Below are 23303 nucleotides of genomic sequence, written 5' to 3'. Positions count from 1 at the left end.
AAAAAACTGTCAGCTGTTAATTGCAGCGTTTTCGTTTTCCAGGAATTCCTCTTCAAGCGCGTCATCATTCACTTTGTTGGCCGGCACATTTTTCGCGGCAGCGCGTGGCTTGCCTTGCAGTTTGCCGAACAGGTGTTCCAACGCATGGTCCAGCTTGGTCGCGGCACCGTCGATCGCCAGTTCCAGCGTATCGGCTTTATGCAGCACCGAAAGCGGTTGATGGCCCTTTGGCCGTGCTTCCAGGCGGCAGCTTAAATCGTGGGGACCGGGCTTGTCGCCGTTCTCATCCCGCAGGTAGACCTCAACGCGGGTCAGGTCTTCTTCATAACGTTCGAGCGTGCTTTCAATGGTATTACGTACCCACTCCTCCAGTCGGATGCTGCTTTCAATATGGTTATCGCTATTGACTTGGATTTGCATAGTTCTTCCCTTATTTCAGCTAGCTCGCGAGAGGTCACAAACTGCAACACCGGGGTGGTGAAACCATGACCTCTTGATTACACAATTGAGCAGTCAGAGAAACAATTCAACCCCTTTGCAAAGATAAATCCCACATTACAAATTAACCCTGACTACAAGCAAAAACGCTGGTAGGGTGGGGAGTTAGTTACATCTTCCTATGCCCCGCAATCTTCATCGTTGCCCCGCGCGCGCCTGCTTGCGCCGCCGACCAATCATGCACCGCATTCTCGCTATTGCCCTGAAACAAAGCACGACGCCAACCCATGTGGGAACCGGCTCGCCCGCGATAGCCGTCTCTCAGCCGAGGATTCATGAGCTGATCCCCCGCAATCGCGGGCCAGCCCTCTCCCACAGGTGTGTTCCAGCGTCAGACAGGTCGCTGTACGGCACGGCCCTTGCTGTACAGCTGATGAGGCAAACGGATGTTGTGAACCCTCAGCGACGGAGTGGCCGGTGGTCAGGCAACGCGAACTAATCCAGACCTCGGTCGTCAATGACTGCATGTTCTTATCAGGCGGTAACGCACCATGGACAATCCTTTTCAGATCATCACCGACACCTTCACCCCACAATACCGGGTCAACCTGAGCATCCAGCGCCTGGATGGCAGCATCATGCTGACCCTCTCGAATGAGCAGGGCGTGGTGGTCAAGCGCATGATCAGCGCCGCACAACGCAACGACCCGCAACGGCTCAAGCGCCTGGTGCAAAGCATCCAGTTCGGCATTGCCATCGAGCAGGGCCACAGCGCCATGGAAATCCTGGCAGTGATGACGGACGGGGACAGTCACAAGCTGTTGCAGCGACCGCCCACCCGCGCCCAGCCCTTGAGCGTCAGGTTTTAAACGCTGTTTCAGGGCTCTCACCCATGCGGCGCGGGCCTTGCACCTTCACCGACGGAAACGCCGAAGAATAACCATGGGTACGTTTTTGATCACCACCGAGACTGGCAGAACTGCGCGAGAGGGATGGACGATTCATTCTCGACTGCATCAAGCCATCGACTAGCTGTTTCTTACTCGAAACGCGCCTTAAACTCACACTGACTTCTCTATATTTCAATAATCGATAGCGTTCGGTAGAACAGCTATATTTAAGAAATAAACGCTGACCGTCCAGACGTATCCCGCGTAATTATCGGCCCTTGATGCAATGAGCTGTTCAGCCGAAGCCTCAATAAAGCACCAATACGCGAACGGAATAACTTCCAATAATCCAGCGAACGAGAGAATGCAACAGGAAAGAAATTCGAGCTGGAAAACCAGCTCGACATCTATGCACTAATTAGCACGAAGCTGATTAGCAAAGTGTAGATCGATCAAACTATTCGTATCATCCCACGACAAGGGAGAAGCGGAAAACGAAATCCTGTCAGCCTCCACTGGAATATCGTGATCTGTAAATATCTGGTTATGCTTATAATGCATTCGCAGCATCCTGACGGCCTCAGGATCTGATTCGCTCTTGCCGCGTTTCTGCGCGAGCCTCAACCGGTCCCTGGCATGGAGACCCGCACCTTGAATCACCCATTCAATTTCGCCTGCCTCGTCACGAACAAGCAGGTTTTCGACAAACCCTAAAAAATCCTCTTCCCAATAAACAAACTCAAACTCGGTACGACTGACATTCCAGTGTTTCAAAAGAATTAAGGATTTAGCAGTTTTTATACCGCGCTCATCCATCTGCTCCTTGATTCGAGAGTACATATAGCTCAAAAGTATTTTCCCTTGAGCTGCGGCATTATCACCACCCGCCGCACGCAAAACCCGAACTTCATCCACATCACAAAATCGCTGCTCTTGAAGATCCACCCTGACCGCATTGGGACTTTTGAATAAAGTTTTAACAGAATACCCAACATCCCCATCGATAATATCGAAAAGCTCCTTGCGTTTCGACCTGGGGCCAACTGCTTTCTTTACGATTCTGATTAACGTTTCTGCATCCTTGCCATCCAAATCGGTCGAGTACGGCAAACAGAAAAAAGTTCTAAGCAGACGTGACAGCTCCACCAGCTGATCTTTCGAGAGATAGCTCACCTTACACTCCAGAACTTGTATTCTTGGTTAAACCGTCTAATTCCACTAGTAGTTCACTGGGAGGAATGCCCAACCCCTCCGCAAGTCTATAAATATTTTCAAGACTAATATTCCGCTCCCCTCTCTCGACTTGACCGACATAGCTGCGGTCAAGTCCACACCGGAGCGCCAAGCCTTCTTGGGTAATAGATAGCTGATGGCGTAGATCCCGGAGTCGATCACCAAAAGCCTGTTTTACCTTGGCCCCCCACATATCGTCAGCTGTCATTTGCACCCCTCTCATGAGATGCGTATAGTCCGGACATGAAGACCATGAATCCACGGACTATCAGTACCTTTTGAAATGAAAAAAAAATATCGCGTTATTGACCTTTTTTGTGGGTGCGGTGGAATCAGCAGGGGACTTGAGCGCACTGGGCGCTACTCAATTGAAGCTGGGATCGAGATAGAAGCACATCCAATACGGACATTTGTGGCCAACCATCTCAATTCAGCAGGGTCTCCGCCACTTTCGTACCAAGGCGATATAAGAGAAATAGCGGGACCAGACGCAACAAAGAACATCAGTGATTGGCTACGCCCTACAGGCTTGGATACTCCCGGAGAACTGGACCTATTGGTGGGTGGCCCACCCTGCCAAGGTTTCAGTAGAAATGGCGTTCGGCAGTACGAGGAGTGCGGGGTAAAACGCTTCTATGACGACCCGAGAAACCATTTATACCGTGCATTTTTGAGCACCATTGAGACCTTGAGGCCTAAGGTTGTTCTTATTGAAAACGTTAGAGAGTTTCTGAGTTTCGGTGGAGGGCGATTTGCCGAAGACTTATTAAAGCGATTAGATGAGTTGGGTTACACCGCCGATTACAGAAAAGTTTGCGCGGCCGATTATGGAGTGCCTCAAATCCGCAACCGGGTAATATTTATTGGCATCCATCGCGGCTATATGGATATCCCAACATCGAAGCTACCTTTCCCTACCCCTACGCATGTCAAACCCAGCAGCAACCAACTGGACCTTATTGCCGACAAGCCTTACAACACTGTCAGCGATGCGATTGGTGACCTTCCTGAACCCTCTTATGTACAAGGGACACGACTCCCCTACAACAGGAAAAGTCAGAATGCGTTTGCGACCTTGATGCGTTCAAAATCAGGTGAAGTTCGCAACCATATTGCGAGAATTCTCAGTGAAAAGAGCTTACAGCGTATTAACGCGGTAGGTACAGGCAGAATGAAACATGTCGATGAAAGCTTACAAACTCGAAGCTTCTATGGCAGTGCTTATAGAAGGCTCGACTGGAACGAGCCGGCATTGACAATCACCACATGGGTTTATCATGTCGGATCGGGTAGATTCGCACATCCAGTCGAGGATAGAGCAATTACCATGCGTGAGGCCGCGCGGTTGCAAAGCTTCGATGACGATTTTGTATTTCCTGATTTGATAAACCCTGTGTCTCAGATGATAGGCAACGCTGTCCCCCCTCTTATGGCTCAGGCTTTTGGACAGGCGATAGCGGATCTATTAGATAAGGATAGCCTTAGCCACCTGACGCAATAATTCAACGTAACTATGAAGGAAAATCCTCCTTCATAGTCACCACCGTCATACAATAAACAGTCTCAGCACATTGAATCACCCCCGCGACAAAAATACTCAACCCCAAAACAACCTTGACACTCAATCACTCCTTTCTTTCACGGATGGATATTTTGAAGAAGAATATCTTACAACCAGAATCGAAAAAGCGAGAAGCAGAACGCCGCCACTGATATACAGAATCCCTTCATCAGGAGCTTTGTGGTGCGACACATCGCTAATCAGTAGCCGAATCAATGCCGTCACTCCAATGTAAAGGAGGAACCTCAATGGCATATGATTCGTTTTAAAATAGATACCCGACATGGCGAGTAATTCGAGATAAATGAAAAGCAGCAAGATGTCATCGACACTGACTTTCTCTTGATGCAGCATATCAACAAACGCCGAAATACCCGCCCATACGGTGATTGCGCCAATTGCGAACAATGCTAGATAGTGAAAAAACTCTACACTCAGGTTCCCTAAGCTATTAGCCCCCGCATGAAGCCGCACCCGCATCCGATCTGCCCACTTCATAACTTCCCACTCCCCATCGCACGTCAAACCGAAAAAAAAAGACCACACATTGCCTCTACCGCACGGCTCATCCAGCCCCCGTATCCGAGGCTACACAGTAACAAATTGATCTTGCGGAGTTCTTCCTAAAAACAGGCCAACGTTAAGGATATAAGTAAACTTGACCTTGCTCTTGAAGTAAATCCAGAACATGGCGGCCAACGCCAGGTAGTCGAACGACTCGACAAAGAGATTGCCCAGCGACTCGGCCAGCCCGCGGACATTCTGACGCAGCTTTTCGACCCGGTTGATTTTCACGATGATACTTCCTTAGGTCGGCTCGACCGGATAGTGCCGCTTGGACGTGACGGTTGTTCTGCATGCAGAAAAAAGGCCAGCGGCAGGGGTAAGATGATGGCGGGGTGACATGAGACACTCCAAACCTGTATTTCCGGGCTACATTAAAAAACTGCTACCCAAACCCCACGGTTTGGCTTACCCTTTTAGCTGTATATAAATACAGTAGTCGCAAAAGACAACTATCGTGAAGGCATGTGAGGTGGTGAATGGCCGTCGAAGTGGTATACCGCAGCAGCCGAGATCTGGAGCGTTTGTTCATGGATAAAGCCGAAGCTGACCGTCATGACAAGATGCTTGAACTCGCTGAGTTGCTCGCAGAAGTGTTGCAAAAAGCCGTGCCGTCGTTGAGCGAGCAGCAGGTTGAAGAGGCCGGGATCTACATGGCGAAAAACCGCGATGTCTTTGCCAAGGCGTTCAGGAGCCAACCGGACGCGCTGTCCGAGTTGCTGAACCCGCCGGCGGAATAAAGCCCGAATTGAACAGGCCCTGAATCGATGATTCAGGGCCTTTTTAATGCGTGGGCTAGCGGTAAAGCAGGCGCTCGGCCAGTTCATCGGCGACCCGTGCGGGGGAGCGTTTTTCGGCCTGGGCGTGGGCGAAGATTTCGGTCAGGCGCGTGCCGATGTTCGACAGGTGCGCGGTGATGGTCGGCAGTTCGGCGCCGCTGTGTTTGAGGGCGACGTAGATCAGGCCACCGGAGTTGATCACATAGTCCGGGGCGTAGAGGATGCCGCGCCCTTCCAACTGGTCGGCGACTTGCAGGTTGGTCAGTTGCGCACTGGCGGAACCGGCCACGGCGGCGCAACGCAGTTGGCCGACGCTGTTGCGATTGAACACGGCGCCGAGGCCGCAGGGCGCGAGGATGTCGCAGGGGGTGCTGAGCAAGGCGTCATTGGCGATCGGGTGTGCGCCGAGTTGCTCCATGGCCAGTTGCACTTTGCCTTGGTCGATGTCGCTGACCAGCAGTTCGGCGCCGGCGGCATGCAGTTGTTCGGCGAGGGCGTAACCGACGTTGCCCAGGCCCTGGATCGCCACGCGCAAGCCTTCGAGATTGTCGCTGCCCAGGCGCGCCATCGCGGTGGTGCGGATACCGGCGAATACGCCCATGGCGGCATGGGGCGCAGGGTCGCCGGCGGCGGTGGTGCTGGTGACGAAGCGGGTTTGCTGGGCAATGCAATCCATGTCGGCCACCGAGGTGCCGCTGTCGATGGCGGTGATATAGCGGCCATCAAGTTGCTCGACACATCGCCCGAAGGCTTCAAACAGGGCTGCGCGGCTTTCCACATGGGCGGGGCGCAGGATCACGGCGCAACCACCGCCTACCGGCAAACCCGCCAGGGCGGCCTTGTAGCTCATGCCTTGGGCCAGGCGTGCGGCGTCGGCCACCGCGCTTTCGTCGTCGGGATATGCGAGGTAACGGCAACCACCCAGGGCAGGCCCCAGGCGGCTGTTGTGGATGGCTATGATCGCCTTCAACCCGGTCGTCGGGTCGATGCTTAGGTGCAGCGATTCAAGGCGGGTGCTGTGCATGAGAGCAAACATCGTCAAGCTCCCGAATCACTTCTGGTGTCGCCAAGTATAGGCCTGCGGCAGAAAACTGCCGAAGTGCGCGGGAATAAGCCACCCGGTTTTGCGGGGCCTGCGACATAAGCAAGTAGGATATCTCTCAAGCTACTGGACGAAAATTCTCAGCAAGGCTAAAACGGGAGCATCCGCCGGAGAATGCAATGAACCCCCGTCACGCCTTTTTCGCCTGCCTGGAACGTTCGCCCCCTGCGCTGTTTGAAGCTGCGCTGTGGATTGCGGCCGAGCATGACCCAACGGTGCAACCGCTGTTGATCCTGCAGGAGCTCAACGTGCTGCAACAGCAGGTCAGCCTGGGCATGCCCCTGTTGCCGGCGGATGAGCTCGGCCAGCCGTTGCTGCGACGCCTGAATGACCTGGGGTTCGCCCAGGATGACTTCACCCCGCTGCGCCCCGCCGCCGCGCTGCTGGACAAGGTGTTGCAGCGCAAGCGCGGACAACCCCTGGCCATGGGGCTGATCGCGATGGAACTGGCGCAACGCCTGAATATCCCGATGGTCGGCGTCAACTTCCCCGGCCACTTCCTGCTGCGGGTACCCGGCGCCGATCACCTGCTCGACCCTTGCGGCGGCCGACGCCTGTACCCCAACGATTGCCGCGAACTGTTGCAACGCCAATACGGCCCCGACCTCAAGCTGCAAGCCGACCACCTGCGCACCGCCAGCCCACGCTCGATCCTGCAACGACTGTCGCGCAACCTGCGCCAGTTGTACCTCTCCAATGACGACCCGCTGGCCGCCCTGGTCGACGCCGAGCGCGTGCTGGAACTGGGCCATGCCAGCGCCGCCGATTACCTGGCGCGGGCCAGCCTGTATCAACGCCTGGACTGCCCAAGCGCCGAGCGTTTCGACCTGGAGCACGCGCTGCTGCTCAGCGAAGACCCGATCCAGCGCCTGCGCCTGACCCAGCGGCTGGGCCACTTGCCGCCCAACTCAGTGATTCACTGAACACAACGAGCGCGTTTAGGGTGTATCAGGCTGGTTGGCAGGGTGCGCCTGGATAAACGCCGGATGCTGCGCCGCCAAAGCCGCCACCCGCCCGATACGCGGATACCCCGCCAACGCCACCTTGAAGCGCTCGGCGGCATACAGCTGCGGAATCAGAAACGCATCCGCCAGCCCCGGCTGCTCGCCAAAGCAAAACCCGTGATCGCCAATCAACTGCTCGACCGCGTCCAAGCCCTGGCTGATCCAATGACCGATCCAGGCCAGCACCTGGGTTTCATCGCGGCCCCACTGGCGCAGCAGGTTCTGGGTGCTGGAGTTGTGCAGCGGGTGAATGTCGCAGGCGACGATCGACGCCACCGCGCGCGCATGGGCGCGGGCTGCCAGGTCCTGGGACAGCAGCGGCACCTGTGGATAACATTCCTCCAGGTATTCGATGATCGCCGACGACTGGATCAACAGTTCGCCGTCATCGGTGCGCAGCGCCGGGACGCGACCTTGTGGGTTGATCGCCAGGTACTCCGGCTGGCGATGGGCGCCGCCCGCCGGCGCCACAAGGTTGACCGGCACGGCGGTGAAGTCCAGGCCCTTGAGCGCCAGCGCGATCCGTACCCGGTACGACGCGGTAGACCGATAGTAAGTGTAAAGCTCCATCGCCCTGCCCCTCAGCGCGCCGCGACCACCGTGCCACGGCATTCGCCGAAGCCGATGGAGGCAAAACCGTCACGGCTGCAACGGCCGCGCAGGATGATTTCATCACCGTCTTCGAGGAATTTACGCACCTCGCCCGACGCCAGTTCAATCGGCTTCTTGCCGCCCTCGGTGATCTCCAGCAGGCTGCCGAACTGCCCCGGCTGCGGCCCGGACAAGGTGCCCGAACCGAACAGATCGCCGGCCTGCAACTGGCAGCCATTGACGCTGTGATGCGCAACCATTTGCGCCACGGTCCAGTACATGTACTGGGTGTTGCTCAGGGTCAGGCGCTGGGCCGGCAGGTTCTGTTCACGCATCGACGCCGTGGTCAGCAGCACCTCCAGCTCGATATTGAACGCGCCCGCCGCCTGATCGCCTTGATCCAGCAGGTACGGCAGCGGCTGCGGATCGCCTGCGGGACGAGCCGGTTGTGCCTGGCGGAACGGCGCCAGCGCTTCGGCCGTCAGCACCCACGGCGAGATACTGGTGATAAAACTCTTCGACAGGAACGGCCCCAACGGCTGGTACTCCCAGGCCTGGATATCCCGCGCCGACCAGTCGTTGAGCAGGCAGAAACCGGCAATGTGCTCGGCCGCCTCGCCAATGGCAATCGAGTCGCCCATGGCATTGCCCTGGCCGATCCAGATGCCCAGCTCCAACTCGTAGTCCAGCCGCGCGCAGGGGCCGAAGCTCGGCTCGGTCTGGCCGGCCGGCAGGGTCTGGCCTTTGGGGCGGCGCACCTCGGTGCCGGACGGGCGAATGGTCGATGCACGGCCGTGATAACCGATCGGCACGTACTTGTAGTTGGGCAGCAGCGGGTTGTCGGGGCGGAACAGTTTGCCGACGTTCTGCGCGTGTTCGATGCCAACGTAGAAATCGGTGTAGTCATTGATCTTGGCGGGCAGGTGCATCTGGCAATCGGCGGCGCGGTGCAGCACTTCGGCCTCGCGTGCTTGCAGCGGGCTGCCCTCCCCGAGCAATGCCAACAGGCGCTCGCGCAAGGCAACGCGCGGGCCACGGCCCAGCTCGAAGAACGCGTTCAACTGCCCGCCGGCAGTGGCATCGACGGCGCGCAGCGCTTCACCGTCAAACGCATCGCGGGCGGCCAGCAGGTCGAGAATGCAGTCACCGATCGCCACGCCACTGCGCGGCGCCGCGCCGTTGATGCTGAACACCCCCAGCGGCAGGTTTTGCAGGGGAAAATCACGATGACCGTTGGCGCTGGTGACCCAACTGCGGGCGAGCGTTGATTGCGTCATGGGTTATCTCCGGTTCGGGTCGAAGGTGACGGGCAGCGAGGCCCAGCACGCATCATAAGCAGATTGTAGTTGCGGGCAGTCCAGGGCGAAGCGCGTCGGGCGCAGCACTTGGCTGGTCTCGAACATGAACGCCATGGTGTCATCGATCTTGTGCGGGGCCAGCTCGACATTGATCGCCTTGGTGCAGGTCTCGCCATCCGGGCCGTGGGCGCTCATGCAGCTGTGCAGCGACGCGCCGCCGGGCAGGAAGCCTTCGGCCTTGGCGTCGTAGGCACCCTGGATCAGGCCCATGTATTCGTTCATCAGGTTGCGGTGGAACCACGGCGGCCGGAAGGTGTTCTCGGCCACCATCCAGCGCGGCGGGAAGATCACGAAATCGAGGTTGGCCAAGCCATGCACGCTGGTGGGCGAGGTCAATACGGTGAAAATCGACGGGTCGGGATGATCGAAACTCACCGTACCGATCGTATTGAACCGACGCAGGTCGTATTTGTACGGCACGTTGTTGCCATGCCAGGCCACGACGTCGAGGGGCGAATGGTCGAGTTCGCAGGCCCACAGTTCGCCGAGGAATTTCTGCACCAGGGTCGTCGGCTGCTGGCGGTCTTCGTAGTGAGCAACCGGGGTCAGAAAATCACGCGGGTTGGCCAGGCCGTTGCTGCCGATCGGGCCGAGGTCCGGCAGGCGCAGCGGGGCGCCGTGGTTTTCGGCGACATAACCGCGCGCCTGCGCATCCAGCAGTTCGACGCGGAATTTCAGGCCGCGTGGCAGCACGACAATTTCCAACGGCTCGACCTCCAGCACCCCGAGTTCGCTGGCGATACGCAAGCGGCCCTGCTCGGGCACGATCAACAGCTCGCCATCGGCGTTGAAGAACACGCGCTGCATCGAACGGTTGGCGCCGTAATGGTAAATACTGATGCCCGACGGTTGCTCCGCCCCGGCATTGGCCGCCATGCCGACCAGGCCATCGATGAAGTCGGTCGGCTCGCTCGGTATCGCCAACGGGTCCCAACGCAGCCGATTCGGCGTCACCGCGCCCAGCGCCCCTCCAGCCAGTTGTCGCTCCAGTTTGACGAACGCCGGATGATGGGCCGACGGCTGGATGCGATACAACCAGGTACGGCGCGCTTCACTGCGCACCATGGTGAAGGCTGTGCCGGAGAAGAGTTCGGTGTACAGGCCGTAAGGCGCTTTTTGCGGGGAGTTCTGGCCGACCGGCAGCGCGCCGGGCAGGGCTTCGCTGGCGAATTCATTGCCGAAGCCCGAGAGGTATTCGAGGTTCATGGATCATCCTCTGACGGAAGTTGTTTTTATCGTAATCCAGTTACGCATAACGTAATTTGATCGCTGTCGACCGTCAAGCTATAAAGACGCCCACTCATCTCTCGGATTCCCGTTGCCCCATGGAAAAGCCCCGCGACACCGGTAAACAGAAAGTCCGCTCGGCCGAAGTGGGCACCGACATCCTCAAGGCCCTGGCCGAACTGTCGCCCTCCACCTCGCTGTCGCGCCTGGCCGAGCATGTGCAGATGCCGGCGAGCAAGGTTCACCGCTATCTCCAGGCCCTGATCGCGTCGGGGTTCGCCGAGCAGAACAGCGCCACCAACCATTACGGCCTGGGTCGCGAAGCATTGCGCGTGGGCCTCGCCGCACTGGGCAGCATGGACGTGCTCAAAGTCGGCGCCCTGCCCCTGGCCGAGCTGCGCGACGAATTGAATGAAACCTGCTTCCTGGCGGTGTGGGGCAACCAGGGTGCGACCGTGGTGCAGATCGAACCGGCGGTGCGCGCGGTCACCGTGGTGACGCAGTTGGGTTCGGTGTTGCCGCTGCTCAGTTCATCCACCGGGCTGGTGTTCAGCGCCTTTTTGCCAGCGCGGGAAACCATCGAATTGCGCGAGCGCGAGATCCAGGCGGGCATCGCCCACGCTCTGGCGGACGACCAGGCCTACGCCAGCGCCTGCGAACAGATCCGCGCGCGTGGCTTGCACTTTGTGCATGGCCTGCTGATGCCGGGTGTGGATGCGTTGTCGGCGCCGGTGTTCAACGCGGTCGGCCAGGTGGCGGCGGTGATGACCGTGGTCGGCCCCACCTCGCTGTTCCATGCCGATGAAGACGGCCCGGCGGCGCAGCGCCTGCTGGCGGCGACCCGGGCGGTGAGTTGGCGGATGGGCTACCAGCCCTGAGTCAGTCGCGCCATTGCGTCAGGGCGACCGCCAGGCGGTTCTCCAGAGCGCGGACCGGTGCGGCGTCGCTCAGGTAGTTGTTGCTGATCATCGAAAACACCAGGCGCCGCCCGTGGGCGTCGGTGAGGTAACCGCTCAATGACGACACGCCGCCCATGGAGCCGGTCTTGGCATGCAGGTTGTCTTGCGCCGGCGTGCCGCGCAGGCGATAACGCAGGCTGCCGCCGCTCATGCGCGCGGGGTTGCCGGCAATCGGCAAGGCGTTGTACCACGCGTCGAACCAGGGTTGCCTGGACGTCGCCAGCAGCAGGTCGGTGAGCGTCTGCGCCGACACCAGATTGCGCCGCGACAACCCCGAACCGTCCACCTGATTCAGGCTCGCCGGGTCCAACCCCTGGCGCCGCATGAAGGCCGCCACCGCCGCCACGCCCGCCTGCGCGGTTCCGGCATTCGTGGTCTGGCGGCCCATGGCCTTGAGCAAGGCTTCGGACATGTTGTTGTTCGAAAGTTTGAGCAGCGGCGTGATCAGTTCCTGCAACGGGGCCGATTGATGCTCCGCCAGCAGCCGCGCCGTCGCCGGACTGCTGCCCCCGATCACTCGACGGCCCAGCACCTGGATGCCCTGCTGCGCCAATGCCTGTTCAAACAGATTGGCCACCAGTTGCGTCGGTTCCCACACACTCACCCATTGCCGGCTGTGCTTGCCCGGCGCCAGCGCGCCCGTGAGTTGCAGCAGGTTGGTGCCGTGCTGGCGCGTGATCCCATAGCTGTTGCCGGGGCCGCTCACCGCGCGGTTGCTCAGTTGCACGTAATCGGTCGCCGGGTTGATCGCCACACTGACCGGCTGGCCGGGGCTCATGGGCGCGGTGGCGGTGACCATCAAGGTGCCCGCATCAAAATCAGAATTGGGTGACACGGTCAGCGCCGAAATCTGCGCGCCGTAGTAGGTGCTTTCATCGTCCTGAGCCCAATCCACGCCGAGGCGCTGTGCATCGAACCAGCTGTCGTCGAACACCAGGTCGCCCTGCACCTGACGCACGCCCTGGCTCGCCAGTTGCGCGGCGAGTGCCTGGTAATCGGCGAACTGCGTGGTCGGATCGCCCAGGCCGCGCAGGTACAGGTTGCCGTTCAGGCGTTCGCCTTGCTGCGTGCCGTTGCTCAGCAGTTGGGTGGAAAACCGATACTGCGGGCCCAGCACGTCCATCGCCGCTGCGGTGGTCAGCAGCTTGAGGTTGGAGGCCGGCACCAGCCGCGTGCGCGGGTTGTGTTGATAAAGCGTGTTGCCGCTGCGGGCGTCGCGCACCACGAGTGAAACCGTGGCGCCATTGAGGGCCGGGTCGGCCAACAGGCGGTCCAGGGTTGAAGGGCCGGCGGTCGGCGCAACGCTGGCGCAGCCCCCCAATAAAACGCTCAAGCCGACCAGCATCGCGCTGGTGTGTAACCCTCGTGCAAACCGCATCAGTACCGTTTTCCGCAAAGCCGTCAGTGGCGGCAACGCTAACAGCTCATGCCGTTTGTGGCGAGAGAGCGTGCTCGCGCTGGGGGGGCGAAGCGCCCCTGACAGGCTCGACCACTGCCCTCGCCGCCGGCTCAGAACTCCAGCGTGCTGGACACCGACACCTGCCGCGCATCCCCCATCGACACAAACACCCGGCTGGCCGCCGAGGTGTGGTAGGTGCGATCGAACAGGTTCTTCACGTTGAGCTGGAACTTGACCTTCTGCCCTTCGATTTTGGTGTTGTAGGAGGCGAACACATCGGCCACGGTATAACCCGGCAGATTGAAGCTGTTATTCGCATCGCCTTCGCGCTGGCCGACGTAACGCGCGCCAGCACCGACGCGCAGATCATCCCCGCCGATCAGGCTGCCGACGTCGTACACCGCCGACAACGAACCGGTGTGCTTGGCCACGTTCTGCAGGCGCTTGCCTTGCAGCGCCGGGTCTTTGGTGACTTCGGCATCGGTATAGGCATAGCTGCCGATCAGGCTCCAGCGCTCGCTGAGCTGGCCGCTGGCGTCCAGCTCCAGGCCACGGGAGCGCACTTCGCCGGCCACGCTGTAGACCGTGTCGACACCGGAGCCGACGGACACCAGCACGTTGCGCTTGGTGATATCGAACAGCGCCGCGCTGGCGGTGATGCGCCCCGGTATGTCGAGCTTGGTCCCCAGCTCCCAGGCCTTGGATTGCTCCGGCTGCAGGTCGCCCTGAAGCACGCTGCCATCGTTCAGCGCGGCAATGGTCGAGTTGGGTTTGAACGACTCGGTGTAGCTGCCGTAAAACGACAGCTCGTCGGTGTAGCGGTACACCAGGCCGGCACGCGGCACCCATTTCTGGCCATTGCCGTCGGTATTGGCCTTGAACGGCACGCCTTTGCCGGCGTATTGGTCGTACATCTGATAGCGCGCGCCACCCACCAGAATCCACTGGTCGGTCAGGTGAATCGCATCCTGGAAGAACAGTGAGTCACTGCGCAGCAAGTCGGTCTGCGCGCTGTCCTTGGCGCTCACCGTGGTGCCTTGCACATCGTTGCCATACACCGGATTGACGTAGCTGAAGGCACTGCGCTGCGCCTGGCGGATCAGTTCGGCGCGATAGATCTTGCGGTACTCATCGTCGAGGCCGAACACCAGGTCATGCTGCATGCCGCCCAGCTTGACCTTGCCTTCCAGGCTGGCCGTGGCGAAGCGGTCGGTGGTCAGTGCGCCACGCGTGCCGTCCATGCTGCGGGTCAAGGTGCCGTCGGCATTCACCGAGGCGACGCGCACCTGGCTGGCGTCATAGGTTTCGCGGTTCCAGCTGTAGCCGACGTGCGCCTTCCAGTCGTCGTTCAGGTCGTGATCGGCCTCCAAGCGATACAGGTCAGAGCGGCCTTCCATGTTGTTGAACGGCTCATCCAGGCGCCGGGTGGCGGGGATGTCCAACGGGTGATTGGTCTTGGGGTCGATGGCGGTGCCGCGGTCGAACGGCGAGAGAAACTCGCGGTGTTCGTAAGCGAACACCACCTGGGTGGTGTCGCCATACCAGGCCAGGGATGGCGCGATCAGGCTCTCGCGGTGAGTGCCGTAGTTGCGCCAGTAGTCTTCGTCCTCGTGGTCGACGATCAGGCGATACGCCAGCCCGCTGTCGCCGATGGGCCCCGTGGTGTCGAGGTTGCCGCCGCTGCCGTTCTTGCCGTTGCCGAAGGTGGAGCCACGGACAGTCAAGGAGGTGGACTGCAGCAACTGCGGCTTTTTGCTGACGATATTGACCACGCCGCCCGGGTCCTGGATGCCATACAGCAGCGACGACGGGCCCTTGAGCACTTCAACCCGTTCGGCCGTAGCGTTCAGCGCCCGGCCCTGCACCACGGGCATGCCGTCCTGCATGATCGAACCGTTACGGTTGTCGCCAAAGCCGCGCAGCATCACCGCATCCTGGGTGCTGCCGAGGGTGTTGGCCTGGGTGATCCCGCTGATATTGGCCAGGGCGTCATCCAGGTTGCGCGGTTGTTGATCACGCAGCACTTGGGCGGGCACTACGTTGACGGTTTGCGGGGTCTCCAGCAGCAGGCCACGGGAACGCATGACCGAGCTGGTGGGTGGCGGCTGGTAGCTGGTGCTGTCAGCGGGTTCGGCGACCGCGCTGATGGTGGTGGCGCCCAGGTTCAGCGCGCCGTCGCTGGGCACCGGCTCCAGGGCCAGGGTGCGGGCGTCGATCTGGCGGAAGGTAAAACCGGAGCCGCCCAACAGGCGTTGCAAGGCCTGGGTCGCGCTCATCGGGCCGCTGACGGCCGGGGCATTGAGGCCGTAGGGGGCTTCGTCGGTGTAGATCACACTGAGCCCGGTGACCCGGCTGAAATCGCTGAGCGCCTGGGGCAGCGGCTTGGCCGTCAGGGCAAAGTTGAACTGGGCACTTTGTTGTTCCTGCGCCTGCGCCACACTCAGGGGCAGCAGTGCCAGCCCCGATACCGTCAAGACCGAGGCTCCCAGCCACTGTTTAACCCAACCGCCCGCCGTCGATTTCATGCTTGTGAGCACCCGTGTAGAAAACGCTGTTAATGCGAATAGATCGCAGTTTCAAGCACTACACGGATGGGCGTCGGGTTTACCTCACCTCCGGTTGAAAATAATCCGGTTTTATTGCGCCTGAATGCAAAAACCCAGGCGCGGGAAGTGAACATGCACGGTGCCGCCGCGTTCGTCGGTACGGCGCAGGATCAGTTCTTCGCGGCCGGCAAACAACAACTCACCGAGCACCGGGTCGGTGCCGTAGTCGGTGGCCGCAATGCTCACCTGCTGGCCGGCCGTGAAGCCATTCAAGTCCTCGAACACTTCAGCGGGCAACGCCGCCGGGGTGGCGTGACGCGCTACGTCAAGGGCTTGCTCGGTGCTCATCTCGGTGGCGGTGCCATGGCCAAAGCTCAGCACCCGGTCGAGCCAGGTGGCAACGGCGGGATGTGCGTCAACCAACGGCGCGGTCACCACCGAGCCTTTGAGGAACCACAGCGGATGGGCCAGGGCAAAGTCGGCAATCGAAGGCTCACCGAACAGAAAATCTCCCTCTTGGTGCTGCAATTGCTGGTCGATGCGGCTGATGATCGCCGGCCATTGATGCTTGGCCTGCTCCAGATGCAGACGGGCTGCGGTGCCGCCGCTGAACAGCTTGGCACGATCGGCCACCAGCACTTTGAGCATTTCTGGCGGCACTTTGGCGAACTTGGCCGCCAGGGATTCGGGCTGGAATACCAAGGCCACGGCATGGGCGAACACAACCGAATCGGCCCAGGCGGCGAACCCCTGGGCGACCAGTTCGAGGCCTTGGGGAAACAGCGCCGGCCCGGCTTTTTCCTGTTCCAGGCGGTGCGCGATCAGTGCTGTGTCACAGTAGATGTCGGCGCCGATCTGCAGCACCGGAGTCTTGCGATAGCCACCAGTGAGGGCGATCAGGTCAGGCTTGGGCATCACCGGCGAGATCAGCACCGAGCGCCAGGACAAGCCCTTGAAGCCCAGGAGCAGGCGGGCTTTTTCCGCGAAAGGGGATTGCGGGTAGTGGTGCAGGATCAACTCAGACATGCCAGGCTCCGCTCAATTAAATGAGCATTCAGCTTAGCCTGCAAAATCACGCGTGGGTGAAATAGGCCCCCATCAATCAGGTCAATGAGCCACTCGCCGCCAGGCATTCCTTGGCGCTCTTCTTCAATTTCTTGATCAAGCGTTCCTGGCGCAGCGCCTCGCCCTTGCTCGCACACTGCTCGGTGTACACCAGCGCGACGGCGGGGCTGGAGAGGAAAAACCGCGCGCCCTTGCCGCTTTGATGGGAGGCAAACCGGCGCAGCGGGTCATTGCTGATGCCGCAATACAGCGAGCCGTTGGCGGCACGCACCAGGTACACGAACCAGGGCTTGGGTTCAGGAAGATCAGTCACGGGTCGATTCGGCAAACCAGAGGAGCGCCAATCTTATCAACGACTGGCCTGAAATGCCCTCAGGCCTTTGAGCGCCTGGGCGCGCACGGCGTTTTTCAGCGCGGGCGACCAGCCCAGCAGCAGCCCCTTGAGGCCCAGGGCCTGGCGCGACCAGCGCCACAGGTCGAAGTGGTCGTGGTGTTCGCAGATCTTGCCGTCGCGAAACACGAAGCGTGCGCCGATGTCGTTGACCACCGTGTTGCCGGTCGCGCTGAACAGGTACGTCGCCACCCAATGGGCGCTGCCGGTGGTGTCATCGCTGCGCACATGGTCGAAGGTCAGGGAAAAGTCCTTGGCCCGCGTGGTGAGCATGCGCCACATATCCCCGGCATCGCGCCCGCGCAACTCGCCGAACGCCGGGTCGCTGAACACCACGTCGTCGGTGTAGCAGGCGGCCATGGCTTCGGCATCCAGATGTTGGAAGGCCGTATAGAACTCGGTGATCAGGACGTTGTGGGCATCACTCATGGGCAACATTCGCACGATGGTCAGGGGTGCTGAACGATAATCCTCGTAACACGGGAAAGCCATGGTTATTCGTCACGAGAATAAGTGATGCCTGGCGGGGTTAAAGGTAGATAACGTCCAAAGTGGCGCTGCCGTCTATCTGGATTTCTTCCTCACCCGGCAGAGAGTCTTTGGGCGCGAGGACTGTACTCAACATCAGGTCTGTCTTAAGGGTCGTCACTGCCACGGGAATTATATTACCGTTACTCACGGTGCGCAGCCAACGTGGTTGCCACGTTGCGTTATCGGCAGCAAACCACGTCTCTTTATCGATGGACTCAATCACGACTCTCGGTTGTTCGTCGGCTGTCACATCGTTCATCTTAAGTTCGTACCTGCCGATCTTTTGCCCACCACTTGCCAAGCCCAAACCATACACGGTGAGCGGGTCATGTGACGGTGATTGAACAGCCGCAGTTCCGGCTCGATTGTCCAGACTCCTGACTGCCATCAAAGTCGGCGCGTCACAAGTAACCTCCAAGTTTATCGTCGCCGCTGGCAGTACCATCTCCCCCAGTCTAGGAAAATCGTTGATCGAGATCTTCCCATAATCCACCGTACCGGCATCAGATAAAGTTGGCGTACAGGCCGACGGAATGATAGTACCGACCACGCTGATATCCACACTGGATGCGGCCATTACATTAGAAACACCGGCCAGTAAAAACGCGGCGGCAACAAGTACACGGGACGGTTGCATAACAGGCTCACTTTCGGTCATTACTTGATGAGCCAGGCAAGCGCACAGACGCGCTTACTTTAACTCGCCAGCAAGACAAAACTATTAGAATGAAGTGTATGCCCCGACCAAACAATGCCAGGACAGCCATCGCAAGTTAAGGGATAACTCATTCAAACTTAATACAAGTAATACGATACTCAGACACTGCCTGACTCACTCTAGCACCGTCATGAAACTGCAACTTTCTACGGCACCATGCCCGCCGCACGCGCATAAGCGAACAAATCCACATCGGTGGAGATGCACAGCCGGGTCATCGCGGTGCTTTTCTGCTTGCTGATGGTCGAGATGCTGCGGTTGACCCGCGCCGCGATCTGGCTGACGGTCATGCCGCTGGCGAGCATCCGCACCACTTCGCGCTCTTTGCCGGACAACTGCGGCACGGCTTGCTGATTGCCCGTCCCGGCCTCCGCCAGTTGTGCGCGCAGACACTCGCTGACGAAGGTGCGCCCTTCACTGACGGCGGCAATCGCCAGGGGCAGTTCGCGGGCCGACGCGCTTTTGGCCAGGATCGCCCGCGCGCCCTGGGCAAACGATTCGCGCAACGTGGCGACGTTGGCAAACATGGTCACCAGAATCACCGGCAAGTCCGGGTGCCGGCGCCGCATCAGGCCGAGCAAGCCATAGCCGTCGGCTTGCTGGTTACCCGGCATGGCGAAGTCCGTCACCAGGATATCGCACGGGGTGCTGTCCACCAGCGCCAGCAACTGATCCGGGCCGTCGGCCTCGGCGACAACTTTGCACCGGCCATTGGCTTCTATCACCACTTTCTGCCCGATACGCACGATGGGATGATCGTCAGCAATAATTACGCGAAGCATGAGCACCACCATGATGGCAACTTGAATCCGCGCAAAATACTCCCGGATCGGATCGGCAACAACCGCCCCCAAACGCCATAATGGCAGATAGCCCAGCAATCCCTGGGAGCAGAATTTTACCCCACAGAAAAAAAGGAAATTGCCCACTCTGAAGACCTACAGAAGCCATCGGTCTTAGCTGTCATCCTTTTCCTAATAGCGACAAATATTTCAGATACCCCATCAAGTCGCTGCGCAAGGCGAGCAAGCGCTGAAGGTGCATGGCCACGCCGTCGCGGTTGATTGCCTCGATCAACTGATGACCGCGCATTTCCAGCGGTGTGGCGCCGAAGAACGCCACGCTGCCGATCAAGCGGTGCAAATGCTCGACCGTGGCCTGCGCTTGCAGGCCGTCGGTGGCCTGGGCCAGCGCATGCAGATCGAGCTCGGCCTCATACACCAGGCTTGCCAGGATGCCGGGCAGCGCCTCGCTGCAGCCGAACAGTTGCCCCAACCGGCCGCGACTCGGCCAGCGCCCCTCCACCGCCGTGACCGGCTGCGCGGTCTCGCTGATACGCGGGCCGGGCAGCCAGTCGCCGAGGACTTGGCGCAGTTGTTGAAAGGTCACCGGTTTGGCCAGCCAGGCATCCATGCCCGCAGCCTGGCACTGCTGGATTTCGCGCGCGCCCAGCTTGCCGGTGAACGCGATGACCGGCACGCGCTCCGTGCCGTCGCGCAGTTCGCGGCGGCGCAGCTCGCGGGTCATGGCATAGCCATCCATCACCGGCATTTGGCAGTCGCTGAAAATCAGGTCGGCGCGGCTGACGTCCAGAATCGCCAGGGCAGCCTGGCCGTGCGCGCACACTGCAAATGCCAGCCCCAACCGCTCCAGCATCGCGCCCATCAGCAGGCAATACGCGGGATGATCGTCTACCAACAACACCTTGAGCTCACGCCAATGCCGGGTTGACGCCGGCTGTGCGGCCAGGTCATCCCCTGCTCGGTCGCCTGGGATAGGGCCTGATGACATGACTACCTCAAATTCAATAAGCGCACGGCGCGGGGATCGGCAACCTCAATGGCCGACAGAACATCCGCCGACATAGGTACCGGGTACGGCACGCAACACGCCTGGCTGTTCGAATGTGCTGTGAAGATGTATCGGCCGGAACGCTATTTGAATTAGGCCGCCTGCGCGATACAACAACTACGAAACCCTTATATTTCCTACACACAAAAAAACGAGTTCCGACAAGTCGATTGGGCGTGTGCGACATCCGCCCATTGTCGTATTTGTTGTATTTGCCCGACGCCCTCCCCCCGATAGATTGCCCGGCATCCCCAGAGCGGGACGCGACCGGCCACTCCAGGCGGTCGCCACCTAGTTACCGACGGGTCCCCCTTTGCCCCTCGGCAATCAGTTTTGCATCGGAAGCTCGATCACATGAAAAAGCCCTTAGCCGCATTCACCGCCGTCATCGCCCTTGTCGGCAGCGGTATGACCTTCGCCGCCAGTACCGTGGAATTGACCGTCAAAGGCGTGATTACCCCAAGCGCCTGTACACCGACGTTGTCCGCCAGTGGTGTGGTGGATCACGGTAAGGTCTCGGTAAAAGACCTCAACCTCGACAGCCCGACCAGCCTGCCCACCGCCAGGCTGCAACTCAATGTGGACTGCGAGGCCGCAACCCTGTTTGCGTTGCGCACCACCGACAACCGCGCCGGGTCGTCAATCTACGGCTTCGGCTACGGCCTGGGCCTGATCAACAACCTGCAGAAAATCGGCACGTTCTGGCTCTCCCTGAGAAATCCGGTGGCCGACAACGTCGCCGTCGAGCCCATCGAGTCATTGGATGGCGTGAGCTGGCAAGCCATTGACGATGTGGTTTGGCAAAACCCGTACATGGCGGCGTTTGGCGACAGGTCGAACGGTCAGGATCCCAAGCCGATCCCGATCAAGAACGTGATCAGCGAGCTGGTGATCGACACCCAGATCGCCGCCGCCAACAGCCTGGACTTGAGCAACGAAGTGCTGATCGACGGCTCCGCCACGATCGAGGTCAAGTACCTGTAACTCATCATCCACGCAGGGCATTGCCCAGAGAGGTTGTTCATTTCATGGATAAATATTTCCCCGCATTGTTGGCGAGTCTGCTGCTGGCGAACGTGCCCAGCGCTTTAGCCAGCAGCCAGGCCGAGCTGAGCGTGAGCGGCGTAATTACGCCCAAAGCCTGCACGCCGGGCTTGGCTGAAGGCGGCACCATCGACCACGGAAAGGTGACCGTGCGCGACCTCAACCAAGACCGAGACACGTTGCTGCCGCGCAACACCCTGCACCTGAACGTGCGGTGCGAAGGCTCGACGCTCTTCGCCATGACCACCATCGACAACCGCCACGGCACATCGGTGATCCCCAACCACCACGGCCTGGGCACGACCCCCAACGACGAGAAACTGGGCAGCGTTTCGCTGAGTTTGAGCAACCCCATGGCGGACACCATGGCCGTGCGAACCATCGTGTCGCTGGATGGCGGCACCACGTGGACCCCCGGTACGCAGTTGGGCCACCTCAACCTGCTCGCGATTGCCGCAATGGACAACCCTACTCAGCCAATGGCCGTGACGATCTTCGAAGCAGACATTGTGCTCTACACCCGAATTGCCCGTGCCGATGGCCTGACCCTCACCGACGAAGTCCTCGTCGACGGGCACGCGACCCTTGAGATGAAGTACCTGTAACAGCGTAACCCCCTGTCCCCCTGGACCCCCTGTATTCCTATCCATCCCTGGAGCTTCACCCGTCATGAAAAAGCTACTGCGTACCAGCGTTACCGGCGTACTGATCGGCTGCGCTTTCCCGGTGCTCGCCGCCTCCACCGTTGACCTGACCGTCAAGGGCCTGATTGTGCCCTCGGCGTGCATGCCGAGCCTGTCGGCCGAGACCATCGACGTCGGCCGAGTCTCGGTCAAGGACCTTAACCTGGACACCCGGACCCAACTCACCCCGGTCACCCTGCAAATGGGCATCGACTGCGAAGCCTCGACCCTGTTTGCCCTGACGGCCACCGACAACCGCACCGACTCGGCAAACAGCATCATCGAATATGGCATCGGTAAGACCAGTGCCGGTCAGCGTATTGGCGGCTACCTCATGTTCCTCGACCAGGGCGTCGCCGATAACACGCCCGTCGGGATGATCCGGTCGTCGGACAACGGCACCACCTGGAACTCTATGCGGCCAGACATGGGCTGGCAAACCAATCAATTGATCTCGATCCAAGAGATCGGCGCGGCGCGGGTGCCTGTGCCGGCCCAGAACACGCAGGTGGCGCTCTCGGTCAAGCCATTCATCCTGCCGGCCCAGGGCCTGACGATTACCGAAGACACGGTGATCGACGGTTCGGTCACGGTCGAAGTCCTCTACCTGTAACGCCACCGCCTTGCCCGATGCCCGTACCACCCGTTCAACACCAGGTAACTCAAGCCATGAACCTGCTTACTCGCTTGCCGGCCCTCACCCTTCTGTTGGCGGCGGCGCCCTTGGCCTTCGCGCTCTCGAGCGTGGAGTTGGACGTCAACGGGCGAATCACCCCCAGCGCGTGCAGCGTATCGCTGTCGGACAACGGCCTTGTCGACCACGACAAGATCCTGGCGACGACGTTGCATCCGAGTGAGTTCACCGTGCTGCCGAACCAGCAGATGGGCTTGAGCATCAGTTGCGAAGGCCTGGTGTTGTTCGCCCTGGTGGGCATCGACAACAAGCGCGAGTCATCGCTGGCGCCGGATTATTTTTATGGGCTGGGCATGAACCCCCATGCCCCCGACGAACGCCTCGGGTCGGTCAGCCTGTCGTTGCGCGGCCCGGTAGGCGATTCGCAGCCGATGCAAACCCTGACCTCATCCGACCAGGGGGCTAGCTGGAAACCCGAACCTAACATGTACCCGCGTCTGTTGATGGGCTTTGCCCGGGCCGGCGATACGCTGCCCGCGCCGATCCGGCAATTGGTGGCGTCCCTGCGGGTCGACACCTCGATCAGCCCGGCCAACACCTTGACGCTCCACGAAGAGGTGCCCCTCGATGGCTCGATCACGCTGGACCTGCGTTACCTCTGACACCGTGCCGTCGGCGCCCCGGTCACCCACCGCGCGCATGTCGGCCCATTTGAAGCGCCCTGTATAGAAGAGC

At 60.0% G+C, this 23303-nt stretch carries 25 protein-coding genes and 1 pseudogene; 9 read left to right on the top strand and 17 right to left on the bottom strand.

Going from position 1 to position 23303, the window contains the following annotated elements:
* Positions 1 to 9 precede the first annotated feature (9 nt).
* Positions 10 to 420, bottom strand: coding sequence for an HPF/RaiA family ribosome-associated protein (locus tag ACP7E3_RS09375; protein WP_046384600.1), 411 nt, complete (start codon positions 418 to 420; stop codon positions 10 to 12).
* A gap of 569 nt (positions 421 to 989) precedes the next feature.
* On the opposite strand from ACP7E3_RS09375, the gene ACP7E3_RS09370 reads away from it, so the two are divergent.
* Entirely contained in the window at positions 990 to 1307 is a 318-nt protein-coding gene (locus ACP7E3_RS09370) for a DUF3509 domain-containing protein (RefSeq protein ID WP_057004300.1), read from the top strand.
* A gap of 435 nt (positions 1308 to 1742) precedes the next feature.
* Here ACP7E3_RS09370 and ACP7E3_RS09365 read toward each other — a convergent pair whose 3' ends face one another.
* Entirely contained in the window at positions 1743 to 2501 is a 759-nt protein-coding gene (locus tag ACP7E3_RS09365; RefSeq protein ID WP_079442909.1) for a hypothetical protein, read from the bottom strand.
* 1 nt (position 2502) lies between these two features.
* Positions 2503 to 2754: a helix-turn-helix domain-containing protein gene (locus ACP7E3_RS09360; RefSeq protein ID WP_082643824.1), complete on the bottom strand. Its 252-nt coding sequence runs from the start codon at positions 2752 to 2754 to the stop codon at positions 2503 to 2505.
* A 90-nt stretch (positions 2755 to 2844) separates the two neighbouring features.
* On the opposite strand from ACP7E3_RS09360, the gene ACP7E3_RS09355 reads away from it, so the two are divergent.
* Complete coding sequence (locus ACP7E3_RS09355) at positions 2845 to 4062, top strand: DNA cytosine methyltransferase (protein ID WP_082643817.1); 1218 nt, start codon at positions 2845 to 2847, stop codon at positions 4060 to 4062.
* A gap of 120 nt (positions 4063 to 4182) precedes the next feature.
* Here the strand turns inward: ACP7E3_RS09355 and ACP7E3_RS09350 are convergent, their stop codons facing one another.
* Both ACP7E3_RS09350 and ACP7E3_RS09345 read right to left on the bottom strand, forming a co-directional pair.
* Positions 4183 to 4620 (bottom strand): phosphate-starvation-inducible protein PsiE, encoded by a 438-nt coding sequence (locus tag ACP7E3_RS09350; protein ID WP_057004297.1) that lies wholly within the window; start codon positions 4618 to 4620, stop codon positions 4183 to 4185.
* A gap of 189 nt (positions 4621 to 4809) precedes the next feature.
* A pseudogene (locus ACP7E3_RS09345) lies at positions 4810 to 4917 on the bottom strand (phosphate-starvation-inducible protein PsiE); the annotation flags it as partial.
* 248 nt (positions 4918 to 5165) lie between these two features.
* On the opposite strand from ACP7E3_RS09345, the gene ACP7E3_RS09340 reads away from it, so the two are divergent.
* Positions 5166 to 5426, top strand: coding sequence for a YebG family protein (locus ACP7E3_RS09340; RefSeq protein WP_017848679.1), 261 nt, complete (start codon positions 5166 to 5168; stop codon positions 5424 to 5426).
* Between the two features lie 55 nt (positions 5427 to 5481).
* On the opposite strand, the gene ACP7E3_RS09335 is transcribed toward ACP7E3_RS09340, so the two are convergent.
* Complete coding sequence (locus tag ACP7E3_RS09335; RefSeq protein ID WP_017848678.1) at positions 5482 to 6501, bottom strand: Leu/Phe/Val dehydrogenase; 1020 nt, start codon at positions 6499 to 6501, stop codon at positions 5482 to 5484.
* A gap of 185 nt (positions 6502 to 6686) precedes the next feature.
* On the opposite strand from ACP7E3_RS09335, the gene ACP7E3_RS09330 reads away from it, so the two are divergent.
* On the top strand, positions 6687 to 7490 hold the full coding sequence (locus tag ACP7E3_RS09330; RefSeq protein WP_046488617.1) for a SirB1 family protein: 804 nt from the start codon (positions 6687 to 6689) through the stop codon (positions 7488 to 7490).
* 15 nt (positions 7491 to 7505) lie between these two features.
* Here ACP7E3_RS09330 and maiA read toward each other — a convergent pair whose 3' ends face one another.
* Genes maiA through hmgA form a run of 3 tightly spaced genes read right to left on the bottom strand, consistent with a single transcriptional unit; the run spans position 7506 to position 10726 of the window.
* Positions 7506 to 8141 (bottom strand): maleylacetoacetate isomerase, encoded by a 636-nt coding sequence (gene maiA / locus ACP7E3_RS09325; protein WP_426122924.1) that lies wholly within the window; start codon positions 8139 to 8141, stop codon positions 7506 to 7508.
* An 11-nt stretch (positions 8142 to 8152) separates the two neighbouring features.
* On the bottom strand, positions 8153 to 9439 hold the full coding sequence (fahA, locus tag ACP7E3_RS09320) for a fumarylacetoacetase (protein ID WP_126587587.1): 1287 nt from the start codon (positions 9437 to 9439) through the stop codon (positions 8153 to 8155).
* A gap of 3 nt (positions 9440 to 9442) precedes the next feature.
* Entirely contained in the window at positions 9443 to 10726 is a 1284-nt protein-coding gene (gene hmgA / locus ACP7E3_RS09315; protein WP_057004293.1) for a homogentisate 1,2-dioxygenase, read from the bottom strand.
* A 119-nt stretch (positions 10727 to 10845) separates the two neighbouring features.
* Between hmgA and ACP7E3_RS09310 the strand changes: the two genes are divergently transcribed.
* Positions 10846 to 11625 (top strand): IclR family transcriptional regulator, encoded by a 780-nt coding sequence (locus ACP7E3_RS09310; protein ID WP_046384607.1) that lies wholly within the window; start codon positions 10846 to 10848, stop codon positions 11623 to 11625.
* Position 11626: 1 nt separating this feature from the next.
* On the opposite strand, the gene dacB is transcribed toward ACP7E3_RS09310, so the two are convergent.
* The 8 genes from dacB to ACP7E3_RS09270 all read right to left on the bottom strand — a co-directional run bounded on the left by dacB (position 11627) and on the right by ACP7E3_RS09270 (position 20147).
* A complete protein-coding gene (gene dacB, locus ACP7E3_RS09305) occupies positions 11627 to 13084 on the bottom strand; it encodes a D-alanyl-D-alanine carboxypeptidase/D-alanyl-D-alanine endopeptidase (RefSeq protein WP_108525934.1) in 1458 nt (485 codons plus the stop codon).
* 131 nt (positions 13085 to 13215) lie between these two features.
* Entirely contained in the window at positions 13216 to 15630 is a 2415-nt protein-coding gene (locus ACP7E3_RS09300; RefSeq protein WP_426122921.1) for a TonB-dependent siderophore receptor, read from the bottom strand.
* Between the two features lie 111 nt (positions 15631 to 15741).
* Complete coding sequence (locus ACP7E3_RS09295) at positions 15742 to 16677, bottom strand: glutathione S-transferase family protein (RefSeq protein WP_017848670.1); 936 nt, start codon at positions 16675 to 16677, stop codon at positions 15742 to 15744.
* A gap of 76 nt (positions 16678 to 16753) precedes the next feature.
* Positions 16754 to 17029, bottom strand: coding sequence for a GIY-YIG nuclease family protein (locus tag ACP7E3_RS09290; protein ID WP_026140234.1), 276 nt, complete (start codon positions 17027 to 17029; stop codon positions 16754 to 16756).
* 36 nt (positions 17030 to 17065) lie between these two features.
* Positions 17066 to 17536, bottom strand: a complete 471-nt coding sequence (locus tag ACP7E3_RS09285) for a nuclear transport factor 2 family protein (RefSeq protein ID WP_079444987.1) — start codon at positions 17534 to 17536, stop codon at positions 17066 to 17068.
* 100 nt (positions 17537 to 17636) lie between these two features.
* Positions 17637 to 18275, bottom strand: coding sequence for a DUF1120 domain-containing protein (locus ACP7E3_RS09280; RefSeq protein WP_046384610.1), 639 nt, complete (start codon positions 18273 to 18275; stop codon positions 17637 to 17639).
* Between the two features lie 227 nt (positions 18276 to 18502).
* Positions 18503 to 19138 carry a response regulator transcription factor gene (locus tag ACP7E3_RS09275; protein ID WP_026140231.1) on the bottom strand — a complete coding sequence of 212 codons (636 nt, stop codon included), beginning with the start codon at positions 19136 to 19138 and terminating at the stop codon, positions 18503 to 18505.
* A gap of 181 nt (positions 19139 to 19319) precedes the next feature.
* Positions 19320 to 20147, bottom strand: a complete 828-nt coding sequence (locus tag ACP7E3_RS09270) for a response regulator (protein WP_186351966.1) — start codon at positions 20145 to 20147, stop codon at positions 19320 to 19322.
* Between the two features lie 414 nt (positions 20148 to 20561).
* Between ACP7E3_RS09270 and ACP7E3_RS09265 the strand changes: the two genes are divergently transcribed.
* The 4 genes from ACP7E3_RS09265 (at position 20562) to ACP7E3_RS09250 (ending at position 23230) form a co-directional block, all read left to right on the top strand.
* Positions 20562 to 21191 carry a DUF1120 domain-containing protein gene (locus ACP7E3_RS09265; RefSeq protein WP_017848664.1) on the top strand — a complete coding sequence of 210 codons (630 nt, stop codon included), beginning with the start codon at positions 20562 to 20564 and terminating at the stop codon, positions 21189 to 21191.
* Positions 21192 to 21235: 44 nt separating this feature from the next.
* Positions 21236 to 21856 carry a DUF1120 domain-containing protein gene (locus ACP7E3_RS09260; protein WP_046384611.1) on the top strand — a complete coding sequence of 207 codons (621 nt, stop codon included), beginning with the start codon at positions 21236 to 21238 and terminating at the stop codon, positions 21854 to 21856.
* A gap of 64 nt (positions 21857 to 21920) precedes the next feature.
* Complete coding sequence (locus tag ACP7E3_RS09255; RefSeq protein ID WP_046384612.1) at positions 21921 to 22547, top strand: DUF1120 domain-containing protein; 627 nt, start codon at positions 21921 to 21923, stop codon at positions 22545 to 22547.
* Between the two features lie 56 nt (positions 22548 to 22603).
* A complete protein-coding gene (locus ACP7E3_RS09250) occupies positions 22604 to 23230 on the top strand; it encodes a DUF1120 domain-containing protein (protein WP_017848661.1) in 627 nt (208 codons plus the stop codon).
* The last annotated feature ends 73 nt before the right edge of the window (positions 23231 to 23303 follow it).

This window comes from Pseudomonas sp. PSPC2-3, assembly GCF_049898265.1.
GTDB classification, from domain to species: Bacteria; Pseudomonadota; Gammaproteobacteria; order Pseudomonadales; family Pseudomonadaceae; genus Aquipseudomonas; species Aquipseudomonas veronii.
The sequence above is the reverse complement of the archived record's forward strand: the minus strand, read 5'-3'. Positions and strand labels throughout refer to the sequence as shown.

Bases quoted from the DNA above. Each gene is read 5' to 3' on its own strand.
- ACP7E3_RS09275 (WP_026140231.1), bottom strand. From the start codon at position 19,138: ATGCTTCGCGTAATTATTGCTGACGATCATCCCATCGTGCGTATCGGG.
- ACP7E3_RS09350 (WP_057004297.1), bottom strand. From the start codon at position 4,620: ATGAAGTGGGCAGATCGGATGCGGGTGCGGCTTCATGCGGGGGCTAAT.
- maiA (WP_426122924.1), bottom strand. From the start codon at position 8,141: ATGGAGCTTTACACTTACTATCGGTCTACCGCGTCGTACCGGGTACGG.
- ACP7E3_RS09270 (WP_186351966.1), bottom strand. From the start codon at position 20,147: ATGTCATCAGGCCCTATCCCAGGCGACCGAGCAGGGGATGACCTGGCC.
- ACP7E3_RS09280 (WP_046384610.1), bottom strand. From the start codon at position 18,275: ATGCAACCGTCCCGTGTACTTGTTGCCGCCGCGTTTTTACTGGCCGGT.
- ACP7E3_RS09310 (WP_046384607.1), top strand. From the start codon at position 10,846: ATGGAAAAGCCCCGCGACACCGGTAAACAGAAAGTCCGCTCGGCCGAA.
- hmgA (WP_057004293.1), bottom strand. From the start codon at position 10,726: ATGAACCTCGAATACCTCTCGGGCTTCGGCAATGAATTCGCCAGCGAA.
- ACP7E3_RS09250 (WP_017848661.1), top strand. From the start codon at position 22,604: ATGAACCTGCTTACTCGCTTGCCGGCCCTCACCCTTCTGTTGGCGGCG.
- ACP7E3_RS09355 (WP_082643817.1), top strand. From the start codon at position 2,845: ATGAAAAAAAAATATCGCGTTATTGACCTTTTTTGTGGGTGCGGTGGA.
- ACP7E3_RS09370 (WP_057004300.1), top strand. From the start codon at position 990: ATGGACAATCCTTTTCAGATCATCACCGACACCTTCACCCCACAATAC.
- ACP7E3_RS09295 (WP_017848670.1), bottom strand. From the start codon at position 16,677: ATGTCTGAGTTGATCCTGCACCACTACCCGCAATCCCCTTTCGCGGAA.
- ACP7E3_RS09260 (WP_046384611.1), top strand. From the start codon at position 21,236: ATGGATAAATATTTCCCCGCATTGTTGGCGAGTCTGCTGCTGGCGAAC.
- ACP7E3_RS09375 (WP_046384600.1), bottom strand. From the start codon at position 420: ATGCAAATCCAAGTCAATAGCGATAACCATATTGAAAGCAGCATCCGA.
- ACP7E3_RS09255 (WP_046384612.1), top strand. From the start codon at position 21,921: ATGAAAAAGCTACTGCGTACCAGCGTTACCGGCGTACTGATCGGCTGC.
- ACP7E3_RS09285 (WP_079444987.1), bottom strand. From the start codon at position 17,536: ATGAGTGATGCCCACAACGTCCTGATCACCGAGTTCTATACGGCCTTC.
- fahA (WP_126587587.1), bottom strand. From the start codon at position 9,439: ATGACGCAATCAACGCTCGCCCGCAGTTGGGTCACCAGCGCCAACGGT.
- ACP7E3_RS09330 (WP_046488617.1), top strand. From the start codon at position 6,687: ATGAACCCCCGTCACGCCTTTTTCGCCTGCCTGGAACGTTCGCCCCCT.
- ACP7E3_RS09335 (WP_017848678.1), bottom strand. From the start codon at position 6,501: ATGTTTGCTCTCATGCACAGCACCCGCCTTGAATCGCTGCACCTAAGC.
- ACP7E3_RS09300 (WP_426122921.1), bottom strand. From the start codon at position 15,630: ATGAAATCGACGGCGGGCGGTTGGGTTAAACAGTGGCTGGGAGCCTCG.
- dacB (WP_108525934.1), bottom strand. From the start codon at position 13,084: ATGCGGTTTGCACGAGGGTTACACACCAGCGCGATGCTGGTCGGCTTG.
- ACP7E3_RS09360 (WP_082643824.1), bottom strand. From the start codon at position 2,754: ATGTGGGGGGCCAAGGTAAAACAGGCTTTTGGTGATCGACTCCGGGAT.
- ACP7E3_RS09340 (WP_017848679.1), top strand. From the start codon at position 5,166: ATGGCCGTCGAAGTGGTATACCGCAGCAGCCGAGATCTGGAGCGTTTG.
- ACP7E3_RS09265 (WP_017848664.1), top strand. From the start codon at position 20,562: ATGAAAAAGCCCTTAGCCGCATTCACCGCCGTCATCGCCCTTGTCGGC.